Genomic DNA, 20,325 nt, shown 5'->3' with positions numbered 1-20,325 from the left:
CTTTTTACTTAAATTTATTCATTTTTTATTTTCCAATCATTATATCTTTTATCTATAAACTTTAATTTTATATAAATTTATTTTCCTATATTTTCTGTCCTATATCCAATTTCTTTATTAGCTAACTTATAGCCCTCTTCTATCATTTCCTCTCTTGATTTGTCAGTTCCTAACAAACTATCTATACTCAATTGGTTTCTATCACTAAAATACTTATTGAGTAAATCTTCTTCAATATAATTTTGATTAACTATATTACCTTCATGCATTATATATTTTACATTAAAACCTTTTTCATTTAAATATTTACCTAACATAATACTCCTATGACATCTTATAGGATCTTGCATAGCTCCTAATAAAACTATCTTATAACCCATTTGTAGTCCTTTTGTAATTCTTTCAATTCCTTTCAAAAATAATTCTTCTTTGATTACTTTTTTAAAATCAGCATATCCATCATCGTTATATGATTCTTTAGTCTGCCTTTTAGCTCCAAATTCATGTCCCATATATACGTATGTAAATCCACTAGATTTTAAATTTTCCCCTAATGCTTCTCTATTATATTGAGTATTATATGTAGAATATGGTGTCTCTCTTATATCCACTACACAGTTTATACCATACCTTTTTATCATTTCAATAAGCTTATCATAAGGATAATTAGAATGTCCTATCGCAAATATTTCCATATAAACACCTACCTAAAACTTTCATATTATCTAATTATTCTAATATTTTAAATTTTGACATCTACCCTTTTCTTAAGTTGACCTATTTTATTTTCCCCATTTTTATATTTGTATATAATATCTTTGTATCAACTAAAATAAAAAAGCTAATAATAATTAAAATATATCAATCTCTAAATATTTAATTTTGATTTATTATTTTATCTTCAGTTATTATACTTGTTACTTCATCCAAATTAGCAAACTTATAAAATTCATCATAATTGAATTTTTCATTTTCCATTACTAAATAACTTTTATTAGAGCATTCAATTATAGTTCTTTTTGTATTTCCATCTTCTAGATTAATCGTACTTATACACCCTGTTTCTATATTAATACCACATAATCCTATAAATGCTTTATCAAAAATAAAATTTCTTATATACCTATCAGCTGCAGCTCCTACTATAGCTCCTACTTCTTTATTGAATTCTCCTCCAATACAAATCACTTTTATATTCTTATTACTTCTTAATTCTAATACAATTTCTATCATATTTGTTACTACAGTAACTTCTTTATTTGTTTTATTTAACTCCTTTGCAATCTCCAAATTATTAGTTGAAACATCTAAAAATATTATATCACTATTATCTATCAAGTTAATTGCTTTTGATGCTATAGCTTTCTTTTCTTCTATATTAATATTTTTTCTCTTATCAATATTTTTAATTTCATCATAGTTTCTTTGTAAAATAGCTCCACCATAAACTCTTTTTAAATGACCCCTAGATTCTAATTCTTTTAAATCTTTTCTAATACAGTCTTGTGTAACTTCAAATAAATTAGATAAATCTTTAACCTTTACTCTCCCATTTGCCTTAATTATTTCAATAATCTTTTCATACCTTTCCTCTAAAAACAAATTCTTCACCTCTTAATTTAATCTTTATTACTTATTATTATTTTTTATTATTTATTATTGATTCAATTCTATTACTATATTATACTAGAAATATAATAATTACGATATAAGGTAGCGTTATAAGTTTAATTCTTAGCGTGATACCAAATATCATAATAAAAGCACTAATCTTTTTTTAAAGATTAGTGCTTTTATTATTTGTATTTTGATTGTATTCTTAAATTTAATTATGCTTTTTTAACAACACTAGACTTTAATTTCATAGCTCCAAATCCATCTATCTTACATTCAATATCATGTCCATCAGTTGCATCAGGAACTAAACGTATATTTTTTACTTTTGTTCCTATCTTTATAGATGATGAGCTTCCCTTTACTTTAAGGTCTTTTACTACTGTTACAGCATCTCCATCATTTAATACATTTCCATTTACATCTTTTATAACATTTTCTTCTTCATTTGAAGACTCTAAAGTCCACTCATAAGCACATTCTGGACAAACTAAAAGACTTCCATCTTCATAAGTATATTCTGAATTACATTTTGGGCAATTTGGTAAATTTTCCATAACTTAATTTCCTCCGTTCATTATTATTCCTAATTATTCATAGGTTTATATAATATCATAGTCTTTTGATATTGACAAACTTTCATTGAATTTAACTTATTAAAACATATAATATTAATAATTTATTTAAATATATTATATACATTAAGTAAAACTATACTTATAAGTACAGTATCAAATATTTTTATTATATTTTTTTCTGAAACAGACTTATTTATTCTATAGCCAACAATTCCACCAATAACTCCTCCTGCCATCATTAAAGGTAACATTTCTAGCTTATAACTAGAAAACCCTGTTGTCAGTGCAACTGAAAGAATTTTTGATCCTTGAGAGAAAAATATAACTATTATAGAGTTTCTTGCTGCTTCATTTGTTGACATAGAAAATAATATAGTAAAAGCAGCTACATTAAGTGGCCCTCCTCCAATTCCTAAGAATGCAGATATAGATCCTAAAAATATTCCTAAAAATCCAATCAATAAAATGTTATTTATATTATAGTTTTTTATATTATCTTTATTTTTCATATAAATAAAAACAATTATTAGTATAACTATCAAAATTATATTTTGAATATTACTAACAATCTCCATATTAATCCCTTTTTTAGCCATAAAATTCATTATCTTTTGCCCTATAACTCCACCAACCATAGATCCTAGAGCAACTACAATTGTATTTTTAAGATTTATCTTGTCCTTTTTCTTTAATTGATAAACTACAGTAACTATAGACATTACAAATATAGTTGAAGATGACAATAAATTAACTGTAGGAAGAGAATAATCGCTTAAAGTTTCCAATACTGGCTTGATTATAACTCCGCCTCCTAATCCAACAGATGATCCTATTATAGTAGAAAAGGCCGCGACAATAAAATATAAGATTTCCATTTACTTAATTCTCCTATGATTTTATTTTTAAAAATTCTTACCTTTTCTTAGTATAATTTTCTATATTTTTTAATGTCATATCGCATCTATCTATCCGATCTACATATAATTTAATCTTCATATATTCTTCACCCTATCTCTGATAAATTTAATATCTATATTTAAATTTATACCCTATATGTAAACGTACTAATAATTATTAATAAACTTTATTAATAATTATTATACTCAAAAATACTTAAACTAAAATCTATTATATATAACCTTAAATAAAATTTCATAATAGCAAAACTGCATCACCGATTAGTAATGCAGTTTTTGCTATCATAATTCTAATTTATAGTTTAAATATCAATGTCTAAAAAGGAAACGGTGGCGCGATAAAAGGATAAGCTAATAATGATAATGTAAGTAAACTAGAAAGTGGGATACGTCTACGTCTAAATCTTCTAAATCTTCTAGGACGTCCCTGTTGTCTTTGTAAATTAGATTGATTTGCACCTTCTTGTTCTATTACATCTTCACCAACTAACACAATAACACAATCACCATCTAAACCTTCAATAATTCCATCAAATTTGCTTCCATCTTGCATTGTGAACATAGTATGATAATTTATAAATCTTTCACATTTATCACGTAAGTTTTGTGCATCTCTATTATTATTTTTTTCTAAACTCATTTTTAATCATCTCCTCTCCAATATTATGGTATTCATCTTTAAGGAGAATGCTACTAATTTTATATACAAACTTTTAGTATATCTTATCAGTTAATATATAATGTTATTCAAGTAAATTTATTAAATAAAAAGGAGTATCTTAATGCCTTTGCATTAAAATACTCCCTTTTCTACTATACGGCTTCAACTAGCTCAACTTCTTGATTCAAGGTATATTTTCTTATCTCTTTAAGTAAGACTATACCTGTTATAACTGACGATATAATATCTGCAGTTGGTTGAGCAAACCAAACTCCATTTAAATCAAAAAACTTAGGTAATATTAAAACCATAGGAATTAATACTATAACTTGTCTTAATAAACTTAATAACATTGCCATCTTTGCATTTCCTGTTGATTGTATATAGTTAGTACCTACAATTGATACTCCTATTATCGGCAATGCAAATAAATATTTTCTTAACCCGTTTACAGTTATACTCATAAGTTGTGCATCTTTATTAAACATACCAACTAAAACTTGTGGGGCAACTTGTACAAATAAAGCTCCTAGTATAAATACCACAGTAGATGCTACCAAAGTTATTCTTAAAGTCGTTTTCGCTCTGTCATATTTTTTAGCTCCGTAGTTAAATCCTACTATTGGTTGCATTCCTTGTACGAATCCATAAGCAGGCATCACAAATATCATATTTATTGAACTTATAGTTGCCATTGCACCTATTGATAAATCGCCTCCATAAATTTTTAGTGAGTGATTAATCGTAACTTGAACTAAACTTGTAGCAAGTTGCATTGCAAATGGAGATCCTCCTATTGCGAATATTGCTAATACCATTTTTTTATTTAATTTTAAATTTTCTTTTTTAAATTTTACATTTGATTTTCCTTTTGAGTAATATAAAAATCCCCATATGGCTGTAATTCCTTGAGATATTATAGTAGCAAGTGCTGCTCCTTGTATGCCCATGTTAAACACAAATATAAATACTGCATCTAATACTATATTAGTAAAACATCCTACAGCCATTATAATAGCTGAAAGTTTTGGATTTCCATCTCCTCTTATTAAATTGTTAAACATCATCGCCATAATACTAAATATAGTACCTATTAATATTACACTCATATAATCTTTTGCATATTGTAAAGTACCTTCACTAGCACCAAACATTGTAAGTATTTTATTTAAAAATGCCGCTCCAATTATAGTTAATATTAAACCTATTATTAATGCTAAAGTTATAGCATTTCCTATAATTTCTTCAGCCTCTTCTCTTTTACCTTCTCCTAATTTTAAAGATGTATTTGTAACTGCACCTATTCCAACAAGCATTCCAAATGCAATTATTATCGTCATTATTGGCATTGTTACTCCAAGTCCTGTTATTGCCATAGGTCCAACACCTGGTATATTTCCAATAAATATTCTATCTACAACATTATAAAGTGCATTTACCATCATACCTATAATTGCTGGTATAGAGTATTTTAATAATAATTTACTTATGGATTCTGTGCCTAAAATATTCTCATTATTATTCATTAGTAACCTCCCTATACATTTATATTTCTACATACTTTTTCAAGTAAATTTACTAAAGTTTCTTCTTCTTCCTCAGTTAAACTCTTACTAATTTGTTGATTCCAATCATCTAAAACACTATATACATCTTCTTTAAATTTTTTTGATGTATCTGTTAAGTAAATTTTATTAGATCTTTTATCATTATTATCTTTTACTCTTGTTATAAAATCTTGTTCTTCTAATTTTTTTAGAGCTCTAGCTGTTGTAGCCTTATCTATTTTTAATCTTTCTGATATTTCTTCTTGATTTTTTCCATCTTGAAGATATAAATCCATTAAAAACATAAGATGTCCTGATCTGATACCATACTTGGATACTTCACGATTTATAAATACACTTGATTTTCTATATAATTGAGAAATATATTTACCTATATGTCTCTTATTTTTAAATTTATCTTTATTCATATTTATTCCACCTTTCAATTAGTTGCGTGTGCAACCATTATAGTTTAACACCAAATTGTTGCGCACGCAACTAATTATTAATTAAAATTAAAAAAAGCACTCTATATTACAAAGATTAGTGCTTTTTTCTTTAGCTTTAATTAATAATTTTCATAAAAATAAATTTTCTAAATATGCTTAGCATTAGCATACTAAGTATTTTTTATTTATATAAAGTGCTCTCTTACTTATGATACGGTTCTCCGTTACACCTCCAAAGGAGCACGTTTTACTTTAATTGTTCTAAAGCCTTACATTTTTTAAGCTCTTTCATAAGTTCTTTCTCTATTTCTTTATCTAAATATCTCCTTGGAATTATATGAGCTACAAATCCACTTATATATATAAGGATCATATCTTCGTAAACTTTTACATCTTTTATACTTTCTAACGATACTGTTTCTGATATAGAATCCCCTTTTACTACTATTGTCCCATCAATAATTTCTAAAGTCTTACTTCCAAATATTGATGAATTATCTCCTTAACTTATGAGTTTATCAGTTTCTTTAGCTACTAATTTTTTGTATTGCTTAGGATATGTTAAAATCCAAATGACTAAAAAAACTATCGCTACTATAATCCAATATATACTCGGTTGATTAAATATCCCCGTTCCTGTAAAGTAGATTGGTATAGAAAGTACTATGGGTACAGCATATCTAAGTATGTTAAATGTACTTTTCTGTGATTTCGAGTTTTCTAAATGATGTAAATTGAAGCTTATATAGTCATCTTTTGTTATTTTAAAGTCGATTTTCATTTGTGCCGTCCCCTTATTATTAAAAACTTTATTTACATTATATTACAAATTTCAAGCACTTACAATTAAGCATAGTAACATGAAAAAAGGAAGGGTCTTCATCTTCTTCAGACGACCCTTCCTTTACTTTTAGGCTTTGAATGTCTTATATTTAAATCCTACATATAAAAATTTAACTTATCTATTTAAATTTAATCTCTAATTGCGTTTAGTTTATGAAGCAAATACTCTTTTTTATTCAATGGATCATACGTTGTTTTTTTGCGTGCTTTTGAAAATTCAGCTGAAGCTTCCTTATACCCATAAAATTTTGTCACAAACATTCCTCTACCTTCTGTATATGAAGCTATTTTCATTTTATATTCTTTTGAATTTTCTACTGGAATTAATCCCTTTATTGAGAATTCATCCCCTATAACAATAGGATTATCAAAGGTTGCCCTCATAGTTTCTAAATCCCATACCGCTTTGCTTAAAGCATTTTGAGGAATCTTTAACTCAAACTCATGTAATGGCTCTAATAAAACAGTTTGTGCTTTATATAATGCTTCCATGAATACCATAGGTGTCACATTTCTAAAATCTGCTGGAGTGCTGGCTGGACTAAAAAATTCACCACAGCTAAGAGTGACTTTTACATCTGTAACCTCCCATCCAAATAATCCTTGTTTACTTGTCTTAATAACTGCTTCTTCAATTGCATTTTGAAAAGATTTTGGCAATGACCCTACTGAAACATTAGAAATATACCTAAGACCTTCGCCTCTCCCTGCTGGTTCTATTTCTAAGCCTACTGTCGCCCAAAATGGATTTAAGTCTTCCTGCATATGCATTATTGACGCTCCAAAACCTTTAGGTGTTTCCTTATAGATAGTCTCAATATTCGAAAACTCTACTTTTATTCCATATAAATCATCTAACATGGAACTTAGTATTTCCATTTGAACTTCACCGAATAAGTTGACATAAATTTCTTTATCTATGTCATTCATCTCTAATTCTAGTAGTGGATCTTCCTCTGCAAGTAATGTTAATGCTTTAAATAGCTCTGGATTTTTTTCTTTATCAATTGCAGAAATTGTTGTTTTTAATGCTGGTTTAGCTATAGATATATTTTTAATTTTATCATTTGAAATTCCAATAACATCTCCCACTTGGAAACTTGTAAGTCCATATAAAATACCTATATCCCCTGCTTCTATCCTCTGTGCTTCAACAACTCCCCCATTTTCTAACCTATTAATTTTCTTTACTTTTTCTGCTATCTCCTTATTAGGTACTTGAATTTTATCTCTTACAGATATTTTTCCTCCAAATAATCTTACATAAACCTTCTTTTCATTTTTACTTGTTCTTTCGATTTTAAATACTACTCCAGATAAATCACTTTCACAATCATCACCTGCAAATGGAAAATAACTACAAATTCCATCTAATAAGTCTTCAACTCCAAGTCCAATTGCTGCCGCACCACAAAATACTGGATATAGACTTCCTTCACTTGCATATAATGAAAGCTTTTCTTGTATTTCTTCTTTATCAGGTTCTATTCCACCAATATATCTTTCTAAAAATGCTTCGTCTAAGTCTGATAAAACATCAATAGCATCATCATTTATCATGCATGTATCAAATAGTTTTTTTATATAAACAGCTTTGCTTCCTACATCATATACTTCTTGTAATCTAACTACTTTATTGGACATATTCTTCTTTATATCTTCAAATACTTTATTGAAATTTGCCCCAATTCTATCTAGCTTATTTACAAAAATTATTGTTGGAATGTTTAACTCCTTTAATGTCTCAAATAATATTCTTGTTTGTGACTGAATACCCTCTACTCCTGATATAACTAGTATCGCTCCATCTAAAACACTTAATGAACGTTCAACTTCCGAAATAAAATCCACATGTCCTGGAGTATCAACAATATTAACCTTGACATTATTCCAATTAAAAGATATGGTTGATGATTTAATGGTAATCCCTCTCTTACGCTCAAGCTCCATAGAATCCGTCTGTGTATTGCCTAAATCAACTCTTCCAACTGATTTTATAGCTCCACTATAATATAATAAGTTTTCTGTTATAGTTGTTTTTCCTGCATCCACGTGTGCTACGATTCCTATATTAATTATTTTCTTCATAATCAATACCTCCAACTCTATCAACCACCTTTTTATCCATTATCATAGCAACAATATATAACACTAATACCGGTGTTACTAATAACGAAGTACATGCTATACCCATACTCACTGAAATATTTGTAGCTATGATTCCTATAATTGGTCCACCTAAAATTTGACCTAAGGAATTTATTTGTCCATTTATAGAAAGTACAGTAGATCTGGCCTTGTCATCTATATGTCCATTAAGCCATGCACTAAATATAGGTTCATTTATAGTTCTAAAGGTACTTGTCGCTAAATAAGCTATTAGCATTAAGTTAAATCTTTTTGTAATAGCAAATATGAACATAAATGATATATAAAATATATTTATACATAATAACAGCTTTCCATTTTTATTCTTATCATCATCCTTAAGCTTCTTTTCCATAAAATGCATTACTATAGCACTCAATATCATTCCTGCAATTCCAAAAATTCCGAACCAAGTCACTGGTTTAAGGTTTCCAAGTTTAGGAAGCATAGTATCTTGTAAAAAATGCATATTAGAAAGTCTATCATAACCTTCACTGGATAATCCATAAAATAAAGTTACTGAAAGCAAAATTATAATTATAGGTTTATTTTTTATAAATTTAAGACCAGATTTAAAGGTATATCCCATCTTTTTAAAAGTATTTAAATCCTCTGGAGCAGATGATTTAAAATTATTTTCTGGCATATATAACCATAAAAATAATGCAAGAATTATAAATAAGACTCCACTAACTATAATAGGTAGTCTTACAGATAAATTAGCTATTACAGTGCTTAGTACTATTCCAATAACCGATCCTATCTGTCCTGCTTGTGCTCCCTTTATATAAATTTTATCCAAATCTTTATCTTTCTCTTCTTCTGCAATCCAAGCTTCAACAGATCCACTAATAAAAGTAGAACCTAATCCCCATACAATCTGTGCTACAAGTACGAAAACGAAACTAGAAATAGAACCTTCTAAAATAAATCCCACTCCTGTTAAAACTACACCAATAACAATAGATAGTTTACGACTGTACACATCTGCAACTATTCCTGTAGGAATTTCAAATATAAAGCATGCTACTTCTAAAGTAGTTCCAACAAGTATAAGCTGAAGTGGATTTAAATGCACCGTTTCAATGTGATACACTATCATAACTGTAGCTACTAGTGAAAAACACATTGCTGTAATAGCTGAAAATAATAAATAAGTTTTATATGCTGAAAGTTTATTAACCATTAATAATCACCATCCTAGTATTTTTAAAAAAATTTATTTGTTTTTCATAATCTTCATATTTAAATATATAAATCATCAAAATAATCTCCTTAAATAAAAAAAGCTGTAAGTGAACATAATTCACTTACAGCCTCATAATTATATAACCTAAATATAAACATGAAATATACAACTTTAATTTATATAACTTATGATTAAGCTATGCAAATTAAAGTCTTATATCATATCTATAAATATAGTAAAAATAGGCATAAAAATACCGTGTTTAGAACACAGTTTTCCTATTCTTCAAATAAAGATGTAATATGCTCATTATAATACTGATTATTTTTAGAGTACACAAATAGACATGGTAATATCAATATTATTAATAATTGTTTCTACCACAAATAAACCTTGAGTTATCCAAGATTTTTTTCATATACTTTTTAAAATAATCCTTATTCAGTTAGTTTAGTTAAAAACTACCTCTTTGCGCATATTTACATCTCCTTTACATTTATATTTTTCATGTTTATATTTTAGTATAATTACATTATATATAAACTTTTATTTTTTTTCAATACTTTTATATTCATATTTATCCAAATTCAATTGAAACTTTATTACTTCAAATAACTTATATACACAAAAGAATAACTACTAACTTTAACCTAAATCTGAAATGAATATAAAAAATATATTTGTGGAATGTTTTACAATTTCTTTCAATACTATAGATTAGAAAAAACAAATTCTAATTTGCTGAAATAGGTGAAAAACGAAGAACCTATGAATAAAACTACAATAACCTACAAAAATTCAAATTTTAGATTTTTGTGAGTTTCATTGCAGAATTAAAGCAGACCTACCTTTCATTTATATATCCAATTTTGGTAAAGTTCGCACTTACTTGTGATACGGTTCCTTAATAGTTATTCTAAATAAGTATCAAAAGGCACCTTAAATTATTCAAGGTACCTTTAACTGTGATATAGAATAAAATTTCAGTTCTAATTACTTTTCTTTTACCCCAATCCAAATTTCGCTATAAACATTTTGCATATCTGACATATCTCTATTGAAAGATATTTCTGGAACGTTTATTAATTCATAATTTGAAGATGGCAACCATTCAGATAAAATTTTTCCCCATGTATCTTGAAATACAGTTGGAAATGGTCCTTTACAAGAAAAAATTGCCCAAGTACAAGCAGGAACTTCTACAACATCAAATTCACCAAAATCTATATCTAGAGTAGTTATAGATCCAATTAAGTGATTTAAGTTACCTTTTTCTTCATACCTTTTATCATCAAAATCAAATGAAGCGTTAACAACAGTTTTAACATCTTCATTTCTATATGATTGTAATAATTTTCTTTGTTCTTCTGTTATACTTTGTGCTATTTTCATTATTTCTTGATTTATACCTTCAAACACAATAGGAACTTGACCTTTAACTCCTACTAATTTAAAAGCTTCTTTTTTTTCAATACGATAATTCATATTACTTCCTCCTTTAATAGTTAATTGAAAAGTCATACAAGGAAATACTTTAAGATTCTTAGCATCTTTAATCTCTGAAGGATTCACACCAAACCATTCTTTAAATGCCCTACTAAATCCATCTGCTGAATCATATCCATATTTTATAGCTATATCAATTATTTTTATATCTTTTTGCATTAAATCAAAACTTGCTTTAGATAGCCTTCTTTTTCTTATATAGCTCGAAAGTGTCATACCTGAAAGATACGAAAACATCTTTCTAAAATGATACTCAGATACTCCTGCAATCTTTGAAACCATATTAAAGTCTATTTCTTCTTCTAAATGCATTTCTATATACTCCATAACTTTATTGAAATTGGTAAGCATATCCATGTATAATCACTCCTCATACTAACAATTATAATTTTTAGTAATATACTTTTATCGATATTATCTATACATATATTATCGTACTAATTATTTTTTAAGTATAACTAAGATCTAAATTATATATCTAAATTTTTACTCTTATCATCCGCGCTACCTTACTTGTGATACGGTTCATTGTTATTTATTCTAAAAGATCTATATACTTGTTCTAAAAGTATTAACTTCATTAATTGATGAGGGAAGGTCATCTTAGAAAAAGATAACTTATAATCAGCTCTTTTTAAAACTTCCGTTGAAAGACCTAAAGACCCACCTATAACAAAAGTTATATGGCTATTGCCTCTGACAGCTAAGTTACTAATAGTACTAGCTAATTCTTCAGATGATAAATTTTTTCCATCTATGGCTAAAGCTATAACATAACTATTATTTTTTATCTTACTTAAAATCTTATTACCTTCTTTATTTTTAACAATTTCCATGTCTTTATCGCTTAGATTCTCAGGGCATTTTTCATCATCTAGTTCTATCATATCTAATTTACAATACTTAGATAATCTTTTACTAAATTCTTCTATCCCTAGCTTTAAGTACTTCTCTTTAAGCTTACCTACACTTATTACAGTTATATTCATAAATTTCTCCAATCATTATAATTTATATATATCTGATGCATCTTCTCTTAAAAGAACATCTAACTTAAGATCTTGCCCAATTATCATATTATTTTGTAATAATACACCTTTAGACGTTTCATATGCTAACTCAGGGAAGTTATTTTCTTTACTTAAATGTGCAAGCAATATAGACTCTGTACCTTGATTTACTAGTTCCACACAAAACTTTGCAGCTTCTTCATTAGATAAATGTCCTGTTTCAGACATAACTCTTTTCTTTAATGCATATGGATAAGATCCCATCATAAGCATATTAGGGTCATAGTTAGACTCTAAAACTACTAGTTTTGATTTATATAAATGTTTTTTTAAATTTTCAGTTATGCAACCTATATCCGTTGCTATAGATAGCTTTTCCTGTTTATCATTATAGAAATTATATCCTACAGAATCAGCAGAGTCATGTGATGTTGAAAATGGTCTTATTATTAAATCATCTAAAGAATAAGTTTTATCATTTTCAAAAACCTTCATGTTTTTATCTTTTATATCCCCTATCTTATCTTTCATTGCACACCATGTTTTTACATTTGCAAATATAGGAATATCAAATTTTCTAGATAATATTCCTGCACCTTTTATATGATCTGAGTGTTCATGCGTTATAAATATTCCCTTTATTTTATTTATATCTATATCTAAATCTTTTAAATTAGTTGTTATTCTTTTACCGCTAAGGCCTGCATCAACTAGAACCTTAGTATTCTTATATCCAATATAATGACAATTTCCGCTACTCCCACTTCCTATAGAACTATATTCTAGCATGCGGTCACCTCTTTCTTTAATAATCATGAATTATATTATACCAAAAAATTAGAGCCTTAAAAAATTTTTTAAGACTCTAACTTAAATTTATTTATATTTGTTTATTATATTGTCTATATCTACTCCGTTTTTTTTCCACAACTCAACAAATTGAGCTCCATTCACATTTTTAAATCTATATGTATTGTAATATTCTTTTAAAACATTAAAAAATACCTTATCTCCAACTTCTTGTCTTATTTGATGAAACATAACAGCTCCTTTAGTGTATACATTCAAACTATATTCTGTTGAATTTTTATACTGATCGCAAGGTTTAAAAATATCTTTACTAGAATAAGATTTTGTTTGTGTAGACATAGTATCCATTAAATTATTTGCCATACTTTTCCCATATTTTTTTTCAAAGTATAGTATTGTTGAATATTCTGTCAAGGCTTCATCTAGCCATGGCTCACTAACTTCATCATTTCCAACTACACTATACCACCATTGATGAGCTGTTTCATGAGCTATAACATACTCTAGTAAAAATTTATTTTTATTTGTATACAAACTTTCATCTATCATAGACAATGTAGGATATTCCATTCCCCCTATATAAAAATCACTTGCTATAACTGAATATATATTATAAGGATATTTCCCAAACATATCATTAAATATATCTATTGACTCTTTAGATATTTTAGTAGCTAAATTTGAAAACTTATTATTTAAATTGTATGTTACTATTTCTATATCATCTACATAATCTTTTTTTACATTAAACTTTTTACTTAGTATAAAAGCAAAATCACGTACATTTTTAGCTTCAATTGTATACATTGACTTTTTATTATCAGTTTTAGATTCAATAACCTTTCCTGTAGCCCCGATTTTATACTCAGCAGGAGCTAATATTGTCACTTTAAAGTCGCTAGTATCACTGTAAAATGGGTCACCTATTGTTTCATAGCTTTTGTTGTTCCATCCTTTATCATCATATACACAGGCAATAGGAAACCAATTTGTAACATTTATTGTATTATCCCCATATCCAAATCTACCTATTGAATTTGGAATTTTTACATTAAATTTCATATCTATAGATACTGTCTCATTAGGCTTTAGTGGTTTGTCTAATTTTAACTCTAAGATATCTTCTTTTTCACCTGTTATAGTATATTTTACTTTTTTATCTCCAATTAATATGTTTTGAATATCTATATATCCTTCATTAAATCCATTTGGATATGCTTGTTTCATTTGTGATTTTTCAAATGGTGTAAATTCTTCATTTGAAAAGGCATTTGGGTATATATGAAAATATAAACTTTTTAGATTTTTATTTTGATTATTTATATACTTTATATTTTGATTACACATTAACCTTTTACTTTCATCTTCAAGAATTACATCCATAGTATAACTACTTTTAGCTTCATTTTTAATGTTTAAAACTTGTGTATATTTTTCTTTATTAAAATAAATTATACCTCCCACAAAAATAGTAATTACCATAAATAAAGATATAAATATTCTAGTCTTTTTTCTAAAGTCAATAATCAATTAAATTCCTCCCCTTTGTGTTTAATGAATATTTTTTTTAATTATCTACATCATAAATTTGTAATAGATTTTATGATATAATCAATTTGAGGTGATAAAATGTTTTTTAAAGAAGTCAATGAAATAGATTTAGGCCAAACTACTATTGATAACATATTTATAGATATATTTATGCCAATGGCTAATGGATTATACGTACAAGTTTATCTTTTAGGATTTAGATATGCTTGCGATATGACTTCTAACCCTAAATTTAATAATAATTCTATTGCAAGGAATTTAAATATACCCTTATCTGATGTATTAGCAGCTTGGGATTTCTGGGAAGAAAAAAAATTAGTTAAAAAGCATAATAATGAAGGTAGTGATGATTTTAATTTTTCAATAGAATTTTTAGATTTGAAAAAAATATATATGGATAATATATTAAATCAGAATCACTCTATAAAATCTGACGTTAATAGTATTGTTTCTGCAGGTGAAAATCTTCAAGTTAGAAAAATGTTTAATTGTATAAATCAAGTTATTGGTAGACATCTTCAACCTAGTGAAAAAATCTCAATCTTGGATATGATGGACAAGTATAATATGAGTACAGATATGATATTATGTGCTTATGAGCATGTTAAAGAGCAAACAGGAACATCTAAACCAGTAAGTTATATAGAAGGAATTATTAGAAATTGGTACGATGCTAATCTGTATACTCCTGAAGAAGTACAAAATAGTTTTGCTGAAAGAAGCAAAAGATTTATGATGTATAAAACAGTATTTAATGAGCTTGGATTTTCTAGACAACCTACAAGATCTGAGAAAGAACTTATGGATATTTGGTTTGATAAATATAAATTTGATATAGAACTTATTTTAGAAGCTTGTTCTAAGTCTAAAAATATCTCTAATCCTTCTATATCTTATATTAATGGTATAGTTAAAAGTTGGAATGAAAAAAATATTAAAACATTAGAAGACTTAAGAGTATCTGAAGATGAATTTAAACGTAAATCAGATATAAAAAGAGCTAATTCAAATGAATCTAAAAATAATGCTAAGCAAGTTAAAACTAGATTCCATAATATAAATCAGACTTTTACTAAATATAGTCCTGATGAATTAGAGAAAATACTTCAAGAAAGTCAAAAAGGTAAATTTAGATAATTTATTTTAGGTAGGTGATTACATGAAAGAATCAACATTAAGAGAAATACTTACTTCCTATGAAAGAAAAAGAGAACAATCTGAACGTGAATTAAATGAAAGAAAAAAGAAAGTTTATTCTAGAATACCTGAAATTAAAGATATAGACGATGAAATTGGACAAATAGGTCTAAAACTTGCTAAGTTAGTTTTGCTAAACCCAAATGATAAAGAATCTATTTTAAATGAAGCTAAGTTAAGAATGGATGAATTAAAACAAAAAAAAGAACTTATGCTTCTAGATAATAAAGTTCCAAAGGGATATCTAAATCTTAAACATGATTGTATTATGTGTAAAGATACAGGCTTTTTATCAAATGGACGTAAATGTAATTGCTTAAAGCAAAGAATAGTAAATGAAGCTTATAATATGTCAAATTTATCAAGAGTTTTACATCATCAAAATTTTTCAACATTTGATGATTCTATTTTTTCTAACGAAAGAGATGAGTCTTCTGGTTTATCTCCACGAGAAAATATATTAGAAATTTTATCTATATGTGAAGGGTTTGTTATAAACTTCGATAAAGATAATGATGAAAACATGCTTTTCTATGGAGATACTGGTTTAGGTAAAAGTTTTATGTGTAACTGTGTTGCTAAAGAACTTTTAGATAAAGGTCATTTAGTTATTTATCAAACTGCATTTAAAATGTTTGAGATTATAGAAGATTATAAGTTTAAAAATACACATGATCATATAACTAAAGATAATTATAATAATTTATTTGATTGTGATTTATTAATTATAGATGATTTAGGAACAGAGCTTACCAATTCTTTTACTAACAGTGAGTTATTTAACATATTAAATACTAGATTGTTATCAGGAAAGAAAACTATAATTTCAACTAATTTATCACCTATGCAATTAGGCGATATTTATGCTCAAAGAATATTCTCTAGAGTGTTTGACAGATTTAGAATGGTTAAGTTTATAGGTAATGATTTAAGATGGGAACAAAAAACAGCTAAGTAGAAAATATAGTTATTTTCTATCTTAGCTATTTTTTTGATTATTTTTGTGAATTTTTTATTATTTGTCCATCTTTAATTTCAATACAAACATCTGCTGTTTTAGCAATTTCATTATTATGAGTTATCATAACTAATGTTTGTCCAAATTTTTTAACACAACTTTCTAATAAATCCATTACTTCTTCTGTAGTTTTACTATCTAAGTTTCCTGTTGGCTCATCTGCAAAAATAATTTTTGGTTTATTAGCTAGAGCTCTTGCAATAGCAACCCTTTGTTGTTGCCCTCCACTTAATTCATTTGGAAATTTATTAATTTTATCTTTAAGTCCTAGCTTATCAACTATACTATCTATATATTCTTTATCTACTTTTTTATCATCTATTGATATTGGAAGTATTATATTTTCATATAAATTTATAACTGGTATTAAGTTAAAATTCTGAAATATAAATCCAAATTCTTCACTTCTTAATTTTGATAGCTTATTTTCACTTAAAGTTGAAATATCTTTTCCATTTAAAAGAACTTTTCCTGATGATATATTATCTAGTCCTGCTATACAGTTTAAAAGACTACTTTTACCACTTCCACTAGGACCTATTATAGCTGTAAATTTTCCTTTTTCTATAGATAAATTTATATCTTTTAATGCGTGTACTTTATTTTCACCTTTACCATAAGTTTTATTTAAATTTATTATATCTAATATATTCATCATAAAATCCCCACCTTTATTCATTTGTATTTAACCCTTCTACTATACTTATTTTTTCTATTTTCTTTTTACATAAAAATACTGCCATTAAACACATTATTATAGATGCCATTAAGAACTCTATACTTTCAAGTATTGGTAATTTAAACATCATAGTCTCATTTGTACCTAATCCTTGTCTGTGTATTTCATTCACCATTTTTGTAAATTCGTAAATACTATGAGTTGCAAATACACTCGATAATATAGATGCAAATATTGCATACATTAAATTTTCTTTTATAATCATACTTTTAATCTTTTTACTACTCATACCTATTGCTCTTAATGTTGAAAGTTCTTTCATTCTAGTCATTATATTAGCTTTTATTATACATAATATATTTATAGAAGATATTAAAAGTATTAAAGCTACGATTACTAATGTTTCTTTTGTGTTTTTTTCAGTTTGTTTTATATATAAGTTTTTGTAATTATACTTACTTTCAATTTTTGAAAATGGGTTGTTTTTTATAACCTTTTCTATTTCATTCTCAGCTTTTTTATCGCTACCTTTTTCAATCTGAATATTTAACTTATTGTAATTTTCTCGCCCACTTATATTTTTAAAATCATCTTCATTTAAAACAACTTTCATTCCGCCTGAAAGGCCACCTTCTTTTAATACATAGTCTCCATTTAAAATTCCAGTAACTTCTACTTTTTCATTTTTATATTCTAGTTTGTTATTTTTTATAACTGGTATTTTTATATCTATCAAGTCTCCTACTTTAATATTGTTGAGTAACTTAGTATGAGGAGATGCATCTTGAATAGAATAAAAATAATTTGTTACTAAAGCTTTTGGATATTTTCCTTTAGTTTTGTTATCTATATTTTTTCCCTCTTCAATATATTTATCTAAATTTTTTAAGCTATCGTTACTATGTCCTTCAACTTCTAAATATTCTTCTAATTTTTTATTTTCATCATCTATACCATTTGAACTTTTATATTTTTTTGTTAAATCATCAGAATTTATCAGAAAATATCCATTTAATTCCATAATTGGATTTAAACTTTGTACTTCCTTTATCTTTGAAATTTTTTCTATTTCAGCTTTACTATATTTTGTAAAATTAGAATCTGCATTATTGACATTATGAGCTAACTTTATATCACTCTTTCCCATCATCATAACAGGCATACTACTATTATCTAAACTATTATCTAAACTCTTTCCCATAGCTATCGTATCTATAAAAAGCACCCCACCTAAACTTATAGATATAACACATAATATAGTTCTAACTTTATTTCTCCATAAATTTTTATAAGCCATCTCTCCGGTAAACCCAAATATTTTTCTTATTAATTTATAGTAAAATCTATTTTTTTGTCTTTTATTAATTTTATCACTAGTTCTAATTGCTTCTATTGGAGATATTTTTCCACTTTTATATATTGGAACTAAACTAGATATTAACACAGCTATACTAGCCATTATCATAGGTTCTAATATACTAGCTTTACTTAAATACAGATTTACAATTTTTCCATAAATAATAGCAAAGCCTAAATAAGATGCTAATATTCCTAATAAAAATCCACATAAAAGTCCTAATGATAAAACTACAATACTTTCCATAATTATCATAAGTCTTACTTTGTTTTTAGATAGACCTATTGCTCTTAATATTCCTATTTGTTTTGTCATATCTATTAAAACAATACTAAATATATTACATATAACTAAAGTTGCTGACAACATAGGATATAACTTTTGTCTTTTTGTATATAGAGTTTCTTTTGACATCTCATAATTACTTAAAGCTTGTGTTAATGATGCATTTATCATGAAATTCGATTCAGATAAACCATATTTGTTTATCATTTCATAGGACTTTCCAATATCAGGTTTAGATGTATTTAGATACAAAGTACCATTATGAGTGACTAAGTTATTTGGTAAAATTTCTTCATTAAGGTTATCTTTTGTAAAACCCTTTACTACATAATATTCATTTTCGTTTGTGTGCCCATCTGAATTTGTATAATATCCCTCTGGTTTTTTTACTATACCCACTAATTTAAATTTTTTATCCTTGCTGAATATTTGATTTTCATTATTTTTATCTACATAATATTTTACAATTTTAAAGTCAATTTCTTGATTTAAATCATCCTTCAAATTCATTTCTTTTAATGCTTTCTCTTCTAAAACTATTTCATTTGCATTCTTAGGCTCAGTTCCTTTTATTAATTTATATCCATAAGAATCTAAAAAATTTTTACTATATGAATTTAACTGTAATAATATTCCATTTTTACCTACGATTTCGCCCAATCCTAAAATATCATTAATTTCAGTTACTTCTTTATCTTTTTTTAATTTATTCACTATATCACTTTTTAATCCATTGTACTCAACATGATAGTCACTAAAGTTTTTATATGCTTGTTCTATTTCTAGTTTACTTTTTGTTTCTGGTATGACATTTAACGTAAGTACTAATATTACTGCTAATGCTATACTTGTTATTAGTGCAATAGTTCTTCCCTTTTGTTCTTTCATATAAGCAATCGCTAATTTTAAACTAATCTTCAAAATATAACCTCCCTTTTATAATTACACCCTTTATATAACACTTTT

19 protein-coding genes are annotated in these 20,325 nt (G+C 26.5%); 2 read left to right on the top strand and 17 right to left on the bottom strand.

Annotated elements, in window-relative coordinates; translation table 11 throughout:
- Nucleotides 1–77 precede the first annotated feature (77 nt).
- The 15 genes from ABFX13_RS10380 to ABFX13_RS10310 form a co-directional block, all read right to left on the bottom strand.
- Nucleotides 78–695, bottom strand: a complete 618-nt coding sequence (locus tag ABFX13_RS10380) for a DUF488 domain-containing protein (RefSeq protein WP_147547592.1) — start codon at nt 693–695, stop codon at nt 78–80.
- Nucleotides 696–876: 181 nt separating this feature from the next.
- On the bottom strand, nt 877–1,602 hold the full coding sequence (locus tag ABFX13_RS10375) for a DeoR/GlpR family DNA-binding transcription regulator (RefSeq protein WP_346045650.1): 726 nt from the start codon (nt 1,600–1,602) through the stop codon (nt 877–879).
- A gap of 227 nt (nt 1,603–1,829) precedes the next feature.
- Nucleotides 1,830–2,171 carry a zinc ribbon domain-containing protein YjdM gene (locus tag ABFX13_RS10370; protein ID WP_147547596.1) on the bottom strand — a complete coding sequence of 114 codons (342 nt, stop codon included), beginning with the start codon at nt 2,169–2,171 and terminating at the stop codon, nt 1,830–1,832.
- A gap of 122 nt (nt 2,172–2,293) precedes the next feature.
- Complete coding sequence (locus tag ABFX13_RS10365) at nt 2,294–3,067, bottom strand: sulfite exporter TauE/SafE family protein (RefSeq protein WP_147547598.1); 774 nt, start codon at nt 3,065–3,067, stop codon at nt 2,294–2,296.
- Nucleotides 3,068–3,425: 358 nt separating this feature from the next.
- Nucleotides 3,426–3,671 carry a hypothetical protein gene (locus ABFX13_RS10360; RefSeq protein ID WP_346045644.1) on the bottom strand — a complete coding sequence of 82 codons (246 nt, stop codon included), beginning with the start codon at nt 3,669–3,671 and terminating at the stop codon, nt 3,426–3,428.
- A 251-nt stretch (nt 3,672–3,922) separates the two neighbouring features.
- Entirely contained in the window at nt 3,923–5,296 is a 1,374-nt protein-coding gene (locus ABFX13_RS10355) for an MATE family efflux transporter (protein WP_147547603.1), read from the bottom strand.
- 11 nt (nt 5,297–5,307) lie between these two features.
- On the bottom strand, nt 5,308–5,745 hold the full coding sequence (locus ABFX13_RS10350) for a MarR family winged helix-turn-helix transcriptional regulator (protein ID WP_147547605.1): 438 nt from the start codon (nt 5,743–5,745) through the stop codon (nt 5,308–5,310).
- A gap of 268 nt (nt 5,746–6,013) precedes the next feature.
- Entirely contained in the window at nt 6,014–6,214 is a 201-nt protein-coding gene (locus ABFX13_RS10345; protein WP_259371730.1) for a YcxB family protein, read from the bottom strand.
- A gap of 54 nt (nt 6,215–6,268) precedes the next feature.
- Nucleotides 6,269–6,547, bottom strand: coding sequence for a hypothetical protein (locus tag ABFX13_RS10340; RefSeq protein ID WP_006440996.1), 279 nt, complete (start codon nt 6,545–6,547; stop codon nt 6,269–6,271).
- A gap of 191 nt (nt 6,548–6,738) precedes the next feature.
- The gene (gene tetB(P), locus ABFX13_RS10335) at nt 6,739–8,697 is read right to left on the bottom strand and encodes a tetracycline resistance ribosomal protection protein TetB(P) (RefSeq protein ID WP_006440995.1); all 1,959 of its coding nucleotides are present in this window, start codon (nt 8,695–8,697) and stop codon (nt 6,739–6,741) included.
- The gene (tetA(P), locus tag ABFX13_RS10330) at nt 8,681–9,943 is read right to left on the bottom strand and encodes a tetracycline efflux MFS transporter TetA(P) (protein WP_006440994.1); all 1,263 of its coding nucleotides are present in this window, start codon (nt 9,941–9,943) and stop codon (nt 8,681–8,683) included. The genes tetB(P) and tetA(P) overlap by 17 nt, the downstream gene beginning before the upstream one ends.
- A gap of 996 nt (nt 9,944–10,939) precedes the next feature.
- A complete protein-coding gene (locus tag ABFX13_RS10325; RefSeq protein WP_006440993.1) occupies nt 10,940–11,809 on the bottom strand; it encodes an AraC family transcriptional regulator in 870 nt (289 codons plus the stop codon).
- Between the two features lie 152 nt (nt 11,810–11,961).
- Nucleotides 11,962–12,441: a 23S rRNA (pseudouridine(1915)-N(3))-methyltransferase RlmH gene (rlmH, locus tag ABFX13_RS10320; RefSeq protein WP_147547607.1), complete on the bottom strand. Its 480-nt coding sequence runs from the start codon at nt 12,439–12,441 to the stop codon at nt 11,962–11,964.
- Between the two features lie 15 nt (nt 12,442–12,456).
- Nucleotides 12,457–13,251 carry an MBL fold metallo-hydrolase gene (locus ABFX13_RS10315; RefSeq protein ID WP_346045639.1) on the bottom strand — a complete coding sequence of 265 codons (795 nt, stop codon included), beginning with the start codon at nt 13,249–13,251 and terminating at the stop codon, nt 12,457–12,459.
- Nucleotides 13,252–13,338: 87 nt separating this feature from the next.
- Nucleotides 13,339–14,802 carry a M1 family metallopeptidase gene (locus ABFX13_RS10310; RefSeq protein WP_346045634.1) on the bottom strand — a complete coding sequence of 488 codons (1,464 nt, stop codon included), beginning with the start codon at nt 14,800–14,802 and terminating at the stop codon, nt 13,339–13,341.
- A 99-nt stretch (nt 14,803–14,901) separates the two neighbouring features.
- On the opposite strand from ABFX13_RS10310, the gene ABFX13_RS10305 reads away from it, so the two are divergent.
- Nucleotides 14,902–15,960, top strand: coding sequence for a DnaD domain protein (locus tag ABFX13_RS10305; RefSeq protein ID WP_346045629.1), 1,059 nt, complete (start codon nt 14,902–14,904; stop codon nt 15,958–15,960).
- A gap of 22 nt (nt 15,961–15,982) precedes the next feature.
- Entirely contained in the window at nt 15,983–16,978 is a 996-nt protein-coding gene (locus ABFX13_RS10300) for an ATP-binding protein (protein ID WP_346045625.1), read from the top strand.
- A 37-nt stretch (nt 16,979–17,015) separates the two neighbouring features.
- On the opposite strand, the gene ABFX13_RS10295 is transcribed toward ABFX13_RS10300, so the two are convergent.
- Together ABFX13_RS10295 and ABFX13_RS10290 are read right to left on the bottom strand one after the other, a co-directional pair.
- Nucleotides 17,016–17,693 (bottom strand): ABC transporter ATP-binding protein, encoded by a 678-nt coding sequence (locus ABFX13_RS10295; RefSeq protein WP_346045741.1) that lies wholly within the window; start codon nt 17,691–17,693, stop codon nt 17,016–17,018.
- Nucleotides 17,694–17,709: 16 nt separating this feature from the next.
- Entirely contained in the window at nt 17,710–20,280 is a 2,571-nt protein-coding gene (locus ABFX13_RS10290; protein ID WP_346045623.1) for an ABC transporter permease, read from the bottom strand.
- Nucleotides 20,281–20,325 lie beyond the last annotated feature (45 nt).

Origin of the sequence: Paraclostridium tenue (assembly GCF_039521565.1) — a bacterium.
Lineage (GTDB): Bacteria > Bacillota > Clostridia > Peptostreptococcales > Peptostreptococcaceae > Paraclostridium > Paraclostridium tenue.
Note: the sequence above shows the minus strand (reverse complement) of the source record. Positions and strands in the feature narration are given on the sequence as shown.